Source organism: Candidatus Tisiphia endosymbiont of Dioctria linearis, from assembly GCF_964026545.1.
Classification (GTDB): domain Bacteria; phylum Pseudomonadota; class Alphaproteobacteria; order Rickettsiales; family Rickettsiaceae; genus Tisiphia.
In genome coordinates, this window is record NZ_OZ032156.1 from 328,104 (window position 1) to 345,335 (window position 17,232).

16 protein-coding genes are annotated in these 17,232 nt (G+C 34.9%); 5 read left to right on the top strand and 11 right to left on the bottom strand.

What is annotated here, in order from left to right:
• Positions 1–66: 66 nt before the first annotated feature.
• The gene (locus tag AAGD42_RS01550) at positions 67–354 is read right to left on the bottom strand and encodes a hypothetical protein (protein ID WP_341760747.1); all 288 of its coding nucleotides are present in this window, start codon (positions 352–354) and stop codon (positions 67–69) included.
• 120 nt (positions 355–474) lie between these two features.
• On the opposite strand from AAGD42_RS01550, the gene AAGD42_RS01555 reads away from it, so the two are divergent.
• Positions 475–765, top strand: a complete 291-nt coding sequence (locus AAGD42_RS01555) for a palindromic element RPE2 domain-containing protein (RefSeq protein ID WP_341753007.1) — start codon at positions 475–477, stop codon at positions 763–765.
• On the opposite strand, the gene AAGD42_RS01560 is transcribed toward AAGD42_RS01555, so the two are convergent.
• Complete coding sequence (locus AAGD42_RS01560) at positions 694–1,245, bottom strand: helix-turn-helix transcriptional regulator (RefSeq protein ID WP_341753008.1); 552 nt, start codon at positions 1,243–1,245, stop codon at positions 694–696. The genes AAGD42_RS01555 and AAGD42_RS01560 overlap by 72 nt on opposite strands.
• 552 nt (positions 1,246–1,797) lie before the next feature.
• Here AAGD42_RS01560 and AAGD42_RS01565 point away from each other — a divergent pair.
• Positions 1,798–2,067, top strand: a complete 270-nt coding sequence (locus AAGD42_RS01565) for a hypothetical protein (RefSeq protein WP_341760748.1) — start codon at positions 1,798–1,800, stop codon at positions 2,065–2,067.
• Positions 2,068–2,210: 143 nt separating this feature from the next.
• Positions 2,211–2,954: a DNA polymerase III subunit delta' gene (locus AAGD42_RS01570; RefSeq protein WP_341753361.1), complete on the top strand. Its 744-nt coding sequence runs from the start codon at positions 2,211–2,213 to the stop codon at positions 2,952–2,954.
• 190 nt (positions 2,955–3,144) lie between these two features.
• Here the strand turns inward: AAGD42_RS01570 and AAGD42_RS01575 are convergent, their stop codons facing one another.
• The 4 genes from AAGD42_RS01575 to AAGD42_RS01590 form a co-directional block, all read right to left on the bottom strand.
• The gene (locus AAGD42_RS01575) at positions 3,145–3,963 is read right to left on the bottom strand and encodes a hypothetical protein (protein WP_341753010.1); all 819 of its coding nucleotides are present in this window, start codon (positions 3,961–3,963) and stop codon (positions 3,145–3,147) included.
• A gap of 243 nt (positions 3,964–4,206) precedes the next feature.
• Positions 4,207–4,728 (bottom strand): IS630 family transposase, encoded by a 522-nt coding sequence (locus tag AAGD42_RS01580; RefSeq protein ID WP_341749620.1) that lies wholly within the window; start codon positions 4,726–4,728, stop codon positions 4,207–4,209.
• Positions 4,692–5,063 (bottom strand): helix-turn-helix domain-containing protein, encoded by a 372-nt coding sequence (locus AAGD42_RS01585; protein ID WP_341749594.1) that lies wholly within the window; start codon positions 5,061–5,063, stop codon positions 4,692–4,694. Before AAGD42_RS01585 ends, AAGD42_RS01580 begins: the two co-directional genes overlap by 37 nt.
• Before the next feature lie 25 nt (positions 5,064–5,088).
• Entirely contained in the window at positions 5,089–5,409 is a 321-nt protein-coding gene (locus AAGD42_RS01590) for a hypothetical protein (protein ID WP_341753011.1), read from the bottom strand.
• A 606-nt stretch (positions 5,410–6,015) separates the two neighbouring features.
• On the opposite strand from AAGD42_RS01590, the gene AAGD42_RS01595 reads away from it, so the two are divergent.
• Both AAGD42_RS01595 and dnaK read left to right on the top strand, forming a co-directional pair.
• Positions 6,016–6,681, top strand: coding sequence for a hypothetical protein (locus tag AAGD42_RS01595; protein ID WP_341753012.1), 666 nt, complete (start codon positions 6,016–6,018; stop codon positions 6,679–6,681).
• Positions 6,682–6,743: 62 nt separating this feature from the next.
• Positions 6,744–8,633 carry a molecular chaperone DnaK gene (dnaK, locus tag AAGD42_RS01600; protein WP_341753013.1) on the top strand — a complete coding sequence of 630 codons (1,890 nt, stop codon included), beginning with the start codon at positions 6,744–6,746 and terminating at the stop codon, positions 8,631–8,633.
• Positions 8,634–9,048: 415 nt separating this feature from the next.
• On the opposite strand, the gene AAGD42_RS01605 is transcribed toward dnaK, so the two are convergent.
• The 5 genes from AAGD42_RS01605 to AAGD42_RS01625 form a co-directional block, all read right to left on the bottom strand.
• Positions 9,049–9,471 (bottom strand): hypothetical protein, encoded by a 423-nt coding sequence (locus AAGD42_RS01605; protein ID WP_341753014.1) that lies wholly within the window; start codon positions 9,469–9,471, stop codon positions 9,049–9,051.
• A 96-nt stretch (positions 9,472–9,567) separates the two neighbouring features.
• Positions 9,568–9,846: a hypothetical protein gene (locus tag AAGD42_RS01610; protein ID WP_341753015.1), complete on the bottom strand. Its 279-nt coding sequence runs from the start codon at positions 9,844–9,846 to the stop codon at positions 9,568–9,570.
• A gap of 10 nt (positions 9,847–9,856) precedes the next feature.
• On the bottom strand, positions 9,857–10,222 hold the full coding sequence (locus AAGD42_RS01615; protein ID WP_341753016.1) for a hypothetical protein: 366 nt from the start codon (positions 10,220–10,222) through the stop codon (positions 9,857–9,859).
• Between the two features lie 127 nt (positions 10,223–10,349).
• Positions 10,350–10,715, bottom strand: coding sequence for a hypothetical protein (locus AAGD42_RS01620; protein ID WP_341753017.1), 366 nt, complete (start codon positions 10,713–10,715; stop codon positions 10,350–10,352).
• A gap of 19 nt (positions 10,716–10,734) precedes the next feature.
• A complete protein-coding gene (locus AAGD42_RS01625; protein WP_341753018.1) occupies positions 10,735–17,205 on the bottom strand; it encodes a hypothetical protein in 6,471 nt (2,156 codons plus the stop codon).
• Between the last annotated feature and the right edge of the window lie 27 nt (positions 17,206–17,232).

Below are 17,232 nucleotides of genomic sequence, written 5' to 3' on the forward strand. Positions count from 1 at the left end.
TATTAAATCTTTAATATTTAACTTGTGATCTGAAAATAAATATTTCAGGCTATTAATTAGGTTGCCCTAATTACTTCCTGTGACAGAATAAAAATGTATTTTAAATATATCACAAATATTTTGCTTTACTGTATTTGAACCAAATTGTGTAGAAGATAATACTGTTTCTGTAAAATATTCTTCTGGCTTTGGACATAATAATTTAAAGATATCTAGGCTTTTTGGCTCCGTTAGCGAATGATCCCATAATCTTAACAACACTGATATCTGTAAATCTTGTGAAAGCTTTCCGAACGATTCTTTAGAAAATTGATTGCCTGCTCTTCCTTTATTCTGGGATTTTCCTTTTGCCATAAAATCCTTAATAATCACATATATATCCGTAACAAACGGATATAACTAGGAGTGCATTATAGATATTTTATGTAGAATGTCAATATTTATAATAATAGATTAGTGAACATATTCTGAAAATTGTTTTACACAACACTATTTGGATTGCCGCGTCGCCGCAAAGCTGCTCTGAGCCATGACGATTGGGATATAGTCAATTCAGGAGAAGTTGATGCTAGGAGCGATGGAGCGACGCCTATAAGTAATAGACGAGCGACGAGTGACGACGTCACCAACTTCTCATCAATTGACTATACATATACGATATTAGCGAAACCACGTAATGGTCGTGGCAATCCACTATTCATTAGTTTGTTGAGAAGGTTTATTATTAGAAGTAGTGGGCTTAATTCTGCCAACCATTTCATCTAGTGATATTTGAAAATAGTCTGCTAGGGCTACGGTGATTGGACTACTAAGTTTCTCTTGAGTACTATTCTCTTTTATAAAATCTTGAATTGGATTTTCACTGAATCCAATATATCCACCTAATTTATATGGATTTAAATTCTGTTCTTGTAGCTTTTTATTAATAAAACTTCTTAAATTAGAAGTAATATTACTTAAAGAAATATCAATAAATTCGTCTTGCGTAACATATTTATTTCTTCCTACAACTTCATCCATAGAACACTTAAAATAATTCGCTATTTTGAGTATAGTGCCTATTTCTGGATTAGGCTGAGATAAATTCATAATTTTGCAAATAGTAGCATAAGAAATATTGGTTTTCTGTACAAAATCCTTTCTTTTTAAGTTTAATTTGTCGAATTTTCTTTTTAAAAATTTTTGTATTTTATAAACAAGAGGCATGGGTAAAATATAACTACACTTTGTAATAAAAATATTCATGAAACACGAATATTTTTCTTGACACCACCAAATAATTATATTAGACTCTTAAAATAGGATGGGATCAAAAAAATAGCTCAGTAACTACTGACTAATTTTTTAACCAAAAATATATATTTTGGTTTAGTTATCCGATTAGTATTTAGCCTTAGCGTCTATTAGCGAGGAGCCATTTTAGTGGCAACGAAGCAATCCAGAAAAATTAAATTTAGGTTGCTTTGGAGGCTTACGCTTCCTCGCTAACAGACGGTGTATGCTAATCGGGTTGCTATAATCTCAAACTAAAAAAGCCAGTGTAACACTCAAGCGTTTAGCTTATTAATAAATCTAAAACCTGAATGTTACATTTAGGTTATAAACTAGTAAGTACTCAAAAGTTTTACAGACAAAAAGTACTTACTAGTGAAATTAATCCAATAGCATTGCTATTAAATTACAACCATTATCGAGGTGTAACTGTGATCATACACGAATTTTTTCAACTAGTCAAACTTCATTATTTTTTTTATAATCTGATAGTTAACTAGCATGAATCATACAATACAATTATTAATGATCTCAGTAGTTGGCGTACTCATTATAGAAATAATATTAATCTTGACTTTTATCAAGTGGCTTCACAATATTCGGGTTAACAGTGAGCATATTGCCAAGAGTAGCAAGGACTTTTCCAGCATTTTTACCAAGGATATAGAAGAAGTAAAACTGCTATACCAAAAATTAAAAAAGCTTATTCATATAAATGGTGAGAAAGAAGATAAAATATTACATGGATTATTTTTTTCAGAAGAGATAAAAATATATCGAAATGTTACTTGCTGAAATCAGGGAATTTAAGGAGCGGTGTCAGATGAGTGAAAAAGCACGCAACAATGAGGATGATCAATTGACAAGTGGAGTTAAATAGAATGATTAAAGAATATCTTGAAGATAGATTTAAACAAGGCAGGCTTTATAATAGTTAGCTGATTGACGTGGATGATACGGCAAAAGCTTTAGAGAATTTACTAATATTTATAGAAACCAGTTTGTTTAAAGATAAAATTCAATTAAAAAATCATCCAGATTATCGGTTAGTAGCAAGGGATAATTCTGTTACCACTAATGTCAAAGATATATCTGTTGACCAAATTAGAGATTTACAGCAATTTTTTTATAAAACATCGTCAATATCTAAATATAGAGTGGCTGTTATTTATCAAGCCGATCTAATGAATCTTAATGCAGCAAATTCCTGTCTTAAACTTTTAGAAGATACTCCAAAAGATAGTTTTATTTTCTTAATTACCTCAAGAGCTGCTGGCATAATCAGCACTATAAGATCTAGATGTGCTAAAATTAATATAAAATCACAAAATCGCTTAGTGGGAAGTGAGATATATGTTAAATTTATTACATATATTGCCAATTGTTCAGACCCTAAAGTGAGGCTAAATATTATAGCAGAGTTTACCAGTAAAAACAAAGAATTATGGGGAGATTTTGCTTGTAGCATGCTATATCTAGTGAATAGAATTACTAAAAAATCTCTTAATATTAATATTGAATCCAATGAATTAGAGAATAAAATATTTAATCAATTATCCTCTAATTCACCTGATTGTTTGGTAACAAAATTTGCCAATATTAAGCGAATAATAAATAATACTATAGATTATGATCTAGACCTAAGGGCTAGTACTATAGCATTAATAGAAGAATTAACTTAAATATATCGTACGCTATTAGCGAGACCATGTAATGGTCGAAGCAATCCATTTTTGATCGTTTTCTGGATTGCTTCGTCGGCTTACGCCCCCTCGCAATGACGGTGTTGTAAGGAGCCTCCTCGCTAATAGACGTCTTGTACTTTAACTTTTTTTCCGTGAACGCTAACTGTTTTTTTGGTAACTTATACAGCTACACTGTTGCTTCACTTCCATTTCCTATCGTTGAAACTACATCTTCTACCATATCTACAGTACTCCCAACTATTGTAAATACGTTTTGCGCGAGGTTTGTCCCAGGTAGTAGGGATAACATAATCTCACCGGTATCAGACAGGATGTCTTCTGCTTCGACTATTGCTTTTTGCACGCCATTACAACGTTTATAATGAATATCCTTAACTTTCTTGCAAGCATAAGCAGTAGCAGCTACTGCTACTGCAGCAATAACTGCAGCTCCTCCGTATACTGGACCACCCATTACTTTTCCTTCTTGACCTATAGTAGTTTGTTCCTGTGGCGTTGCTGTAGGAGCGGCAATGCCCTTAAATGCAGCATTAGAAGGGTCTACGGGAGTAATTGTTTCTTCCGTTATAGTAGTAGAGTTTTCCTCAATAAAAGAGACAGAAGAAGATGGTTCAATATTAGTAACTACTGGTTCTAGTATTGTGTTTAGCTCATCCAACAGTTCCATGGCTGGTGCAAAATTTGGATGTGCTTCAAGAGACTTAGCGCATTCTACTAGAGCTTCCTCATGTTTACCTTTAGACTTCAAACTTTTGCACTCCTTAAAATGTTCATAATGCGATGAAGATGGTAAACCACATTTGTAATTCTTAACATAAGTGTTTCTTACATCACTCTCATAATATTGCTTATGTGTAAAAGCTATCTGTGCTATTTGCGGCTCCGTAGAGCTTGTTAGTTGTAGCTCTCGCAAAGAATCTCCCCAAGTAACTTGCTCCCCTTCTTCGCTTAAAGTAAATCTCTGATTTTGGCAGGGTTCATCCACTAAACACTTGGCATATAAGTTGGTTCGTTCTGGAGAAAATAGCCAGTGCGGAGGAGTGTACACTGCTCCCTTTCCAACCATCAAGCAGCTACCATTTGGCAAAGTAAGGGTCTTTACTTCTACGATCTCATCCGCAGCACGCTTACTTCTATTATGAAGAACTACATCAGAATTATCTACAGGTTCTTTAAATAAAGAGTTGAGGTCACCGCCATCTAGACTATTATAGCAAAAGCAGTTAAGTTATGTTACAGCAAAGAATGCACAAATGGTGTTATACAATTCTTGTGAAAGCCCGATTTTTTGTTTAATCCACCTTTTCATATTAGCCCAAAATTTCTCTATTGGATTTAGGTCAGGAGAGTAAGGTGGTAAAAATATTACCCTACATCCTACTGATTCTATTAAATCTTTAGTCTTCTTAGACTTATGAAAAGCAGCATTGTCTAAAATCACAACTTGACCAGCTATAAGCTCTTTTATCAAAAATTGCTCTACCCAATTATTAAATAGTTCGGTATTACAGGTGCCATTGAATACAAAAGGGGCTATAGATTTATTACCTACCAAACCTGCTATAATATTCGTCCTTTGGTAATACTTCCCACTCTTCTTTGCTTGTAGTGTTTGACCTTTCTTTCCCCAACCTCTATCTTGGGTAATGTTCATCTCTATTCCGCTCTCATCTATATACACAAGCGCATCTGTAGCTAGATCTTTGATATCTTCTAAATACTTACATCGCTTTTCAGCATTAGCTTCCACATAGGTAAAGGCTTTTTTTTATAACTAAATCCCAATTGTCTTAGCCAATATCTTGCCCCACTAGCGCTTATCCCAAATTTCTTACCAATATCTTCCGTTTTGCTATTAGGATTTTCTTCTACATACTTGATAAAATCATCCATTTCTATACTAGGCTTTGCTCCTTTATACTTCCTTGCTTGATAATGACCTTCTTTCTTATACCTTACATGCCATGTATTTACTGTTGTAGGGCTCAATTGAAAAACTCTAGATGCTGACCTTTGACTATTTCCTGCTTCTAGATATTTTATTACTTTTTCTCTTAAATCTATACTGTATGGGCTAGTTGACATTTTTCATTTTATATTATCACAATCACTAACATAACTCAACTGCCTTTACTATATACTCTTTGAGTTCTGAGCGTTCTTCCCTATCTAACCTAAGTTGTTTAGCTACAGGGTCACCGTATGTAGGTTTTTCAGTAGCTTCTTTAATTATTTTTACCAATGCTGGATCATTCTGATATTGATAAATAGACGGTAGGGATGATGATACATCTAGCTCGGAAGTACTATCATTAGCTTTTTCTATACCCGTATTTTCTCTTGTAAAGACTACCTTAGCTAAAGTTGAGGTTGTAGTATAAAGTAGAACAAGAGATGTGGTAAGAAGATGAGAAGGCGAGAAATATTTCATAAAAATTGTTTCCTATTTTATAATATTGATTAACATTTAGTTTAACAAGATAGTTAATAAAAACTAACTAAATTGATATAATAGGTTTTTTATATAGAAGTCAATATTTAATTTCAAAGTTGTATAAAAAAATAACATCCAATGAATAGTAGATTGCCACGACCTACTTGCGTGGTCTTGCAATGACGGGCTATTGCAAGGTATTCGTAGTGACGCTTGGGTAAGAACAGTCTCGTCATTGTGCATAAGCATCAGTTCAAGGAAAATGAGATGAAAAAGATATAGGAAAATACGACTTAAGATTGTATAAGTGAGGATTCACAAACAACTTAATAAGGAACCCTCAAAATGAATATACAAGAAATAGTCAAAAAAAATAAAAAATTGTGCTGACACTCTTAGTGCTAGCTAAAAATCTGTTATTATTGATTTTTTCAAGAGACTTCTTGCATAAGTCAAAAAAGCTCTCGGGATTTTTAGGAGAAACGAAGCCTGCTACCTTCGTGTACATAAACGTACATGAGGAGCGGAGGCGAGTTTCGACAACAAAACCCCCAACTAGATTGACTTATGCAAGAAGTCTAAGATAATAATGGTTATAAATTTATGGTAGTAAGTATAAAATTTGCCGCTGAATTACGGAATAAATTACATGGTTTAAATCTTTCTAACCCGCAACATCTACAATTTTATCAAGAAATGGTATTTGTTTTTATTAAAGGTAATGAAAATGAAATATTACAGATATATAAAGATATTAAGGGCAACAAGACCATAGGAATAGGTTTTAATATGGATAATCCCAAAGCAAAAATTGTTTGGCAGGCAATATTTCAGGGTTTGATATCATTTGACAAAGTTTATAATGGTCAGCAAACTATTACAACTCAACAATCTCGAATGATATACGACTACAAGAGTGCTGTTAATCGCATCGAACTAAAAAATATTTATGGTAAGTCTTGGGATAAGCTAAAACCTAACGAGATGCTGATGATTGAGGATCTGTATTGGAATGGTGGTAATAAGTTAGTGGGTAAGTTTACAAAATTTTTTCAGCATATGGTTCTTTATGCTGAAAGCTCTAAGTTAAAATATCTAGAGCAAGGATTAATCGAAGTAAGAGAAGGTTCTAATAAAGAAAAGATTAGGGGAATTCAAAATCGTAGAAATGTGCAAAGTGAAATAGGTGACTCGTCCAAATGCCCTATCCCCTTCTCCCATAATAAGTATTTTCACGATTTTTTTTCACCACCACCTCTTGTAAAATAGATTGTAAATTACTATATCAGAACTTGTTAAGTTGAATTGTTTAATCGGAATTAGGAGTGTATATGGCAAAAATTATAGGTATAGATTTAGGAACAACAAATTCCTGCGTTGCAGTAATGGAAGGGAAAGAACCGAAAGTTATAGCAAATGCCGAAGGAGTTAGAACGACTCCCTCAATGGTAGGATTTGCTAGCGGTGGTGAAAAATTAATTGGCGAACCAGCAAAGCGTCAAGCTGTGACCAATCCAAAGAATACTTTATATGGCGTTAAAAGATTGATAGGTAGAAATTTCTCTGATCCTATGGTTAAAAAAGATCAAGACCTTGTACCGTACCAAATCGTAAAAGCTGCTAATAATGATGCTTGGGTTGAAGTTAACGGAGAAAAATATTCACCTAGTCAAATTAGTGCTTATATTCTGCAAAAAATGAAGGAAACAGCTGAAAATTATCTTGGTGAAAAGGTAACGCAAGCAGTTATTACTGTACCAGCATATTTTAATGATGCACAACGTCAAGCAACCAAAGATGCTGGAAAAATTGCTGGTTTGGACGTATTACGGATAATCAACGAACCAACAGCCGCAGCTTTAGCATATGGTTTTGATAAAGCTGAAAGCAAAATAATTGCAGTTTATGATCTTGGTGGCGGTACGTTTGACGTATCAATTTTAGAAATAGGTAACGGAGTATTTGAGGTTAAATCTACCAACGGTAATACTTTCCTTGGTGGGGAAGATTTTGATTCAAGAATTCTAGATTATTTAATCGATGAATTTAAGAAAGAAAGCGGTATGGATTTACGCAAAGATCCTTTAGCTTTACAGCGTTTGAAAGAAGCTGCAGAAAAAGCTAAAAAAGAATTATCATCTGTACCGCAAACCGATGTTAATTTACCATATATTACAGCTGATAGTTCAGGTCCTAAACATTTAAATATAAAATTTACTAGAGCAAAATTAGAATCCTTAGTGGCAACGCTAATTGATGATACAATAGAACCATGTAAGAAAGCTTTAAAAGATGCTGGGCTAAAAGCCTCAGATATTCAGGAAGTAGTGCTAGTTGGCGGTATGACTAGAATGCCAAAAGTTATTGACAAGGTAAAAGAATTTTTTGGTCGCGAACCACATAGAGGAGTAAATCCTGATGAAGTTGTAGCTCTAGGGGCTGCTATTCAAGGTGGGGTATTAAACAAAGAAGTTACTGATATATTATTACTAGATGTTACCCCTTTATCTTTAGGTATTGAAACTCTTGGGGGGGTATTTACTAGGCTGATTGATCGTAATACAACTATTCCTACCAAGAAAAGTCAAACATTCTCTACGGCGGACGATAACCAACATGCGGTAACGATTAGAGTATTCCAAGGTGAACGGGAAATGGCAGCTGCTAATAAGCTGCTTGGGCAATTTAATCTTGATGGTATTCCCCCTGCCCCACGAGGAGCACCACAAATTGAAGTAACCTTTGATATCGATGTTAATGGTATAGTTCACGTTTCTGCCAAAGATAAAGCTAGTGGTAAAGAACAAAAAGTAACTATCCAGGCTTCTGGAGGGCTTAGTGATGCAGAAATTGAACAAATGGTCAAAGATGCGGAAAAAAATGCTGATGAGGATAAAAAGCGTCGTGAATTAATTGAAGCTAAAAATAATGCCGATAGCTTGATTTATTCAACTGAAAAGACTCTAAAAGAATATGATGGTAAAATATCAGTTAGTGATAAACAACAAGTAGAAAATGCTATAACAGAGTTAAAGGCAGCTTTAGAGTCAGATAATCCTGAAGAAATTAAAGCGAAAACTGACGCTCTTATGGCAGCAAGCATGAAAATTGGAGAAGCTATGTACAAATCTCCGTCAGAAGATGATAGTAATACAGAAGCTAAGGCAAGTGATGACGATAAAGTAGTTGATGCTAATTACGAGGATGTAAGTAATAAGTAATTACTATGCCATTGTGAGGAGGTGTAAACCTCCGAAGCAATCTAGTTTAATGGATTGCTTCAACCATTTACATGGTCTCGCAATGACGTATATACATCCCAAACGTTATTGCGAGGAGTAGCTTTGTTGCGACGAAGCAATCCAAATCTAATCACTTTCTTGGATTGCTTCGTCGGCTCACGCCTTCTCGCAATGACGTAATGTTGTAAAGTGACCTTCTCGCTAATAGACGTTTGTGAATTCGGCGTAATATTAGCCTGGTTAGCTATAACTAGCTTCCCCTGAATAAGATTTAACATAGCAACTAATTTTCTTAACTTGCTATAATATACACCAAAAATCACTACCACTAAGTAGCAGAATGAAAAAAATATAATAATTTAAAAGAAATTATTAGTAATCATCGAGGAGCTGATCATTCATCTTCTGTATCGGTATGTCTTGCTATTAGCTCTTCTGTTGATTTACGGCAAAAACCACGCTCCTCTGCTTCTTTTTTATACCACTCCAGATATTCCCGTGTATTAATATCTATTTGTTCAATTACCCTTTTAGCTAGAAATTGTAATTCTTCCTTATTAATTTCTACCAATTCTAGTATTGACTCATCTTTTTCTTCATTAGATATTGAATCCATTTCTAAAATATCATCAATTAATATATCTACTGCATTGCTAGCATATACTTCTTTTTCTAATTCAGGTAATAAGCAACTAACTGCCCAAGATAGCGTACCAATATTTTTTTTGATTTCTTTAGCAGTTAAATTACCCTTAATCCATCTATTACAGACTCTTTTAATATCTTTCCTCTCTTGCTTTGACCACCAATCCCTCATTTTGATCCTACTTTTTATTTTCCAATTTAGGTTTAGGTTCTATCTCTTGAGCATTTAATTTGGTTAGGTTATTTTATAAAATGTGTTAATTTCATATTACCTGTTACTAAAGTATTTTCTTAAATAACTGTCGTAATCATTAACCTCCTTTAATATAAGATCATCTACCAAATTGGAATTTTCAGTATATTTAATAAAATCTATTTCTCCTATAAATCCATGAAAATTATCTATGAATTCCTGGGTTACACCTTCTAGTGCGCTGATATTGCCACTCAAGTTTGCTACCATATCATCTGCATTTATTTGCTTTGTACGAAATTTTTCTATACTATCAAATACTCTATTTAAAATATTTTTATTACCATTATGCATATTTGCACCCCTATTTCTTTCTACTAATAGTAACAACTATATTATTTTCAGTAATTACTCTTATGTTTTCAGTTTCATATATTGTTCGTCCTATTCCATCCTTCACCTTTTCATATACTTTAGTATAAGGGGATTCAATGATCATTTGTACAAAATTAGGCGGTATGCCTACAGGTGGGTGATTTGATGTATGTCCAGCCACCCTACCTAGTGAAGCAGGATAAGTATTTTCTAGAGCATGTCTAGTATATAATAAATTTCCATACTCTTTATTGTTTATAATGACTTTCTCTACATCTTCCCAATTACTCCAAGTAGATTGCGATAGCTCTCCCACTTCTGAAGCTGGTAATTTATGCTCAACCTTAGGAAGCACAGATGAGGTTATGGGTTTGCTTTCCAGTGGGATAGTTGGTTTGGTTAGGATATTTTCACCAAGAGATGCCCCTGTTTTACTAGCCTCACTAGCAGGAAGTTCTTGTATTAATAGATACAGTATTTAGCTAGCTAATATATGGATATTGACCTTTTAGTTGCTTCATTCTTTCTTCGTAATTTATTGAAGAGGTATACTGCTGCCACTTCTTTGTTCCTTCCTTATAATGACCCATTTTTGTTTGCAGAAATTCTTTACATGGTTCAATATCTTCTTGAACTATAAAATTCATATTTAGCGACTCAAGATATTGTAGCACTTCCATTGTCACTGAAAAACCATCTCCATTTTCCCAATCTAAAACTTTTGTGTTATCAGCATCATAAAGCTGATTAGCCGTTTCATATAGCTCAGCTGCTGTTATTTTATTTTGTTGCCAAGCATCCAGTAAGCTTAATAAATACTCTCGAGTAACCACTACAAATTCTAACATAATTTTATACCATAAATTTTTATTTTATTATTTTTATTTCGATAACAATACCTCTAGGATCAATTGTTTCCTTAAAATGACGTAATGTAGTACCATCATTATCAATAATCTTAATGAAGCTTTTATTATATCCAGGAGTTTTGGATTTTACAGTATGTTTCATAACTATATTTCCATTTTCCATTTTTATTATCTCAAAATCTCCATATTTTAAAGTATTCGTAGCTTCATGAATTTCATTAGTAGCACTACCAAAAAACTTATTAGCAGCTTTTTGTACTTGCGGGGTATCTCCAAACTGTCTTGCAGCATCACGTGACTGGAACAATATACTTTCACCTTCATATTTAACAGGCAGTTTTCCTACTCCCTCTATTACCTTGCCACTACTTTCAATTGCCACTTCAGAAGTTGGTAATTTATGCTCAACCTTAGGAAGCACAGATGAGGTTATGGGTTTGATTTCCAGTGGGATAGTTGGTTTGGTTAGGACAGCCCCTGTGTCAACAGATATTTTACCAACTCCATCTTCGATAGCCAATAGTGGATTGTAATGTTTGGATTTAACCAGAGAGAGGGGGTCTATAGGGATATGAGGGATAGGTTTCACAGCAAGTAGCTTTGGTACATTAGCTAATGGAATTTTTCCTATAGTATTACCTGCAACTTTTACAACAGTCCCAACTGGCATAGCAGAGAGTAAAGCTGTTTCTAGCGATATTTGCACCCCTCGTGGTAAGTCATTATAGTGCTGTGCTATATGGTTATATACATCTTTAGGCAGTACGATTTTTGTAGCACCCTTGGCAACATATTTGACCCCATCAATTGCACCTCCAACAACCGCACCTATAGCTGCCAGTGTTTCTCGCCCACCTTCCATATGCGATACCGCATATGCAAAATTGCTACCAGCCCATTCTATCACTTCTCCAGCCTGGGCTACTGACTTAACTAGCTGATTATTAGCATATTTGTTATTTGGATTATTGAAATAGTCAGCTATATTCTTATCAGTATCTCCAGTGGTTTTGCACTCCTCCATTGGTTTAATAATTTTAGCTATAGCACCCCCCATCTCCCCGCCTACTGCATAAGCTTGTTGCATTAAGGTTTCATCCCGGGCGAGCTTCTTGGCTTCAGCATCACGCATATTCTGCCCAGCAATTTGCAGGATGTTTTGGTAATATTGCTGCTGTTTGGCTTGTGCTGCCTGTTTATCGGCTGTTAGAGTAGCTAGCAAAAATTTAGCTCCCGATAATTCTGCTGGACTTAAGGGTTTCGGTTGAGGAGTTGATGGTGATGGTGGGTTTAAGGGTTCTTTAGGCACAATCGGACAGGCTATGCCCTTTAAGATATCTGCTGAGTACTTACCTTGAGTGCTACCGGATATAGCATCATATATGCTGCCACTATTATTCGAACCTTTATTAGAAAAACTAAAATATTGCTGGTTAGTTGGGTTATAACCGATAGTAATTGCCTTACCACCCTGACTTTTGCCATAAGATTGCAACATCTTACCATTTTCAAAGACATAGATCGGCTGTTTCAATGAAGATGACAATAATACCATTGAATAGTCATTACCAACCATAGAACCTGACTTTCTCGATAGCGAATTGAGTACTAGATCGCCGCTGGTCAACCACGGAAGATTGGTATCTGGAGCTTTATTAGTTCCTTCACTTCGTTCAGGATGACTATTGGGGTTAGGATAACTATTGGAGTTAGGATGACCACTGGGTTTAGGGTAAGGAGGACCACCACTAAGTTTAGGAATAGCACCACTATAGCTAGCAGGACGATAAGCAGCAAGTTCAGCCTTTCTCATATCAATTTCTTTCTTATACTTATTTAATTGATTCATTTGCTCTTTTTGGTAATTCTCAAGCAACTTATCAGCAACTAGACTAATACCACTACCTACAATCGGATTAACTAGCTTCCCCTGAATAAGATTTAACATCGCTTTACCAACCATATTACCTATCTCCTTAGATAAATCGGCAATTTTACTATCCTGCTCGCTACTACTCATTTCCATAGTCTGATCTTTAAACTTAGCTTTGGCTCTTCCTCCTGCTTTATTAATGCTAGTTTCTATATTATGTTTTATATCATCTATGATCGGCTCTAATTTGCTCGCTATATCTATCATACCGCCTACTCTATGGACAGTATGTATAGCCCCTGCCAAATCACTATGCTTAGCTGCAGCAGAAGATATTCCAGACACTAACTCATTGATAATCCTAGCATGTTCCCTGGTCTTAGTAGCATGGAAAATACCATGTTGTATTTCTGTCATCATCTGGTGACGCTCTACATTACCCTTGCCTAGTAATATAGTATTATGACTTAAAGCATTACTTGCTACCTTTGCAACACCGCCAGCTATCCTTTCTTCTACACCATCTAGGACATTTTCTCTTATTTCGTTACTTACCCAATTACAGGCTTGCTCAACAGCTATAGTTTTAGCGAATTGAACCCCTGCTGTTTTAGCTAGCTGCTTAACTGTCTCTAATTCTAGATTCTTGGTAGCTCCTTGAACTACTGTAGTTTCTAAAGATTTTTTCGTGGTTGCCTCAGTTGCTGCTTGTTTTGTTCCTTCTGCTGCGGCTTTTCTAGCAGCAGAAGCTTCAGCTAGTTTAGTACAACCAACTTGTGCACCAATTACCGCATAGCTAATTGCTTTACCGAGGAAATAATCCTCTAAATTAATTGCTTTACCTTTAGCAACGCTAGCAGCTACCTTATAGGCATCCATCAACCCTTCAATAAAAATACTAGTAGCAAGTGGCATACCACCACCTAGCGTCCCAACAGCAATAAATGCCCCTACTGCCATTTGGGCAATAGCACAAACTGCTACTAACATGGTATCTTGCCATTCTTGCCGTGGTTTATAAGTATCTAGCTCAAATATTGTACTAATGCCCATAAACTCGATTTCCACTATATCGTCTTTGCTTAAATCAGGAGCTAGTTTGTCTTTGCCAATATTTGATTTAACTCTTACTTCCAACTCACCAGATTCGTTAATGACCTTAAGTGCTGAGTTTATATGCTCATAAAAACTCTTAAAAAAACCAATTTTAGTAGTAATTTGTTTTAATAATTCATTGTCAGCACTGGTGGAGGTAGCTACTGTTGTAGCCATGGCTGTTAAATATGATAAAATTTCAGATAATCTGTTGCCAGTTTCCAGTAACGACGATATTGCATTACTTTTATAGTTCTCATCATTTTCGGGACCTCTGTTAATAAAGCATTCTGCTGTATAATAATGAGCAGCAAAATTATAGATATCATCAATATTTGTGGCTTTGCCAAGAGTTCTAAGAATAGCTCCAGAATCACTAAGACCATAATAGTGAAGAACTACATAACTAGGATTGCTATAATTACCAGCTTGATGCTTAGCTTTAGCAGCGGTAATAAACGTATCTATATTATCACTTTCTTTGTGGGTTTTTAGCCATAAGCCAAAATCCTCGATGAATTGCTTAACCTTGCCATCAACTCTTCTTTTATCCCCAACTGCTTTAGCGAATTCTGAGTAGACAGAAGTAAATTTTTGGTATAAGTCATCTTGAACAAGAAAACCTGGTATAGTATGCTCTATACTATGGGTAACATGATAACTTTCTTGTGCATCACGCTCTTGCTTTTTAGCAGCAACTACTTCCTCGCTACTTATACCTAGAGATTGATACTCATAATAGTTGTTATCTAACGCGATAATCTGATAACTTCCACTATTACCTTGCCTTGCAGTCCTACCCTTTACTTGTGCTTCATCTCTGGCATTCTCGGCAATGAAAGTAGATATAACATGTAGCCCACCATTTGCCTCAACCTCTGAACTAGTCTTAATGTCAGTTCCTCTACCAGCTAAATTAGTTGCAACTATAATAGTATTAGATCGGGCTAATTGCTCTATATCGGAGTTATATAAGGTCTTTTCACTTCTTGAATAATTAATAATTTTCCCCTTATTGCCACATTTATTTTCCAACGCTGTACAAAGCTCTGCTGCATCCTTGATGTTCTTGCATATTATTAGTACAGCTCTATTGTGCAATATCGCTTCTTGGTAGCTACTCTCACATACTGCCTCTCTTAAATCATCTAAGGTTAGTTCAAGCCTAGCTGGTAACTCTATAACCTGTTTGTCTTTATAAGTTGGGACAAAGGTAATATCTACTCCATATACAGTTTTTACAAATTTCTGTGAACTATCAGAGCCAAGTGTACCGGTCATGCCAAGAATTTTGCCATATTTTAGGAAATAACAAATATTGCTAATAAAAAAGGTAGTTAATCCTTCTGAAGAAATACGACAATTATGCTTTATTTGTAAGAATTGGTGCAAGCCATTTTGCCATACCATATTTTCTTGCGTTACCCCTGTACTACTATCTACAGGGTTGATTACTTTCTTACCATCAGCATTAATGTTAATTACATAGTCTATATCTAATTGCAACTTAAGTGCAGCTCCTACTAAACTTGCCGCCCAATTACCTGCCTGGAATTTAGCATATTGCACTAGATGTTTTGGTATGGGTGATGCATCGATAATGCTCTCTATCATTTCCCTAGTCCTTTCAATAGCAAAACTTTCTTCAAAATTCATAGGTAGAATGACTTTCTGAAAATTATTCCATGCTATAGTCAGAATAGGTAGTAAATATTCCATCAACGGAACAGGTGCTGTTTGTTTAGCAATATGATTGCTGCTATCTACTAGCATACTATCTACTTCGTCTACTATCGTGACGGCAAAATCTCTATCACCACGGCTTGCACCTTGACCACTAGTATTACTGAGAAAGTCGGTTTGAAAACTTAATGCATCTCCGTATACTATATCACAGGAATAACAAGCTTTTTCTCCACTCGTATTGGCTTTCCCGATATTAATATCAACGCTTAGTCCCAATAACTCAAAAAAACCCCTAGCTCCTTCATAACCAATGCTAGACAGAACAGGTGAACTAGTGATCAAATCTACTTTTTCTCCATTTAAGGCTAGTATGGCAGCTAGCATGGCAGATATTGTTGATTTGCCCTCACCAGTTGCGATTTGTAGTAATTTACCTTTGTTAATTGGAGCATAATCAAGTAACAATAATAGGGAGGCTATTTGCGTATCGCGAAGTAAATGCCCTTCTTTACCATTTTGTACCGTATGTAGATTATTAGCTCTTTGTAGTACTGCTATAAGTTTTACTAGATCATCTTTACTAATAACACTTCCCGGTGAACAACTAGCCTTAAATTTTATTGCCCACTCTTTTACTTGTTCTGCATTCCAATCTTTTATAGCTAACCCATTATCACTAGCTGAATATAAACTTTGGATTCTCTGTAAAGTAGCTACATATTCTTCAGCTTTCCCTGCTAAATCAGGGTTAAGCTCAACAAACTTTTTTAGTAATTCAGCCCCCTTATTCTCCAATTTATGCTCAAATTGATTACTAGCAATAGTATAAATGGCTGGCTCCAATTTCTTGCCAGGCTCTTTACTAACAATATCAACTACCGTATCACCTTCTTTGTTCCTTTGTTCATCGGTTATTTGATATTCATAAATAGTTGTAAAGCCACTTACAAAAAACAATATATTATTTGCATTAATATATTGTAAAATCTCAACTAAGTTACTTACTGACCAGCCTTTTGACTTTAATTGATAGCAAAACTGCCTAATCCTTGCCAAAATATCGTCTGCTCCAAGACCTTCAAGGTTCTCTAATGATTCAGATAATATTTTAGTTTCTATAACATCTATTATATTTGCTAGGCTGGCATAGCCTAAATTACTTATTATCTCTTGTTGGCTAATATTATGCTTGTTTATTAATTTCAAGAAATTACTATATTCTTCTATAGAGCTTGCTTTCTCTAATATTATTCCCAATAAAATTTCCTCCATAAACTCTGGACTATCGGAATGATAATTTAAGCTTTTCTCCAACTGCTCAAGATAGAAATGAGTTAAATGCCAATCAGGGAATTTAATCTCTATAATATTTTTAATCCTTCTCTGCTGTTCACTTAGTAAAAAAACCTCCACATCACCGGTTAAAAATGCCTTTAACTTAAGATATTCGTCCTCTAACCCCTCACGGGATTTACAAATAATTTCACTTATTTCCTCATCTAAATAAGGTGGAGGGAATAAATTAGCTAAAACTTTAATACATGCTTTAGTCAAATTTTTTGATTTGATTAAGTGTAAAATGGTATTAATGCTCTCTATTTGTAATTCTCTACCTTCCAGAGAGGTAATTAGAGATATCTTATCTATACTGGCATCCGCTGATCGCAATTGTAATAAGATTTTTGCTTCCTCTCTAAGTTGACTAGTAGGCAAAATTCCCAAGGGTGTTTTGGACTCTAAAAATTTAAATAATACTGCAATTGACTTAGGAAGTAGCAATTGTTTACCAGCCTTAGCCCATAAGTTCGATAGCACTAAGGTTAGTTGTTTATTACTATTGTT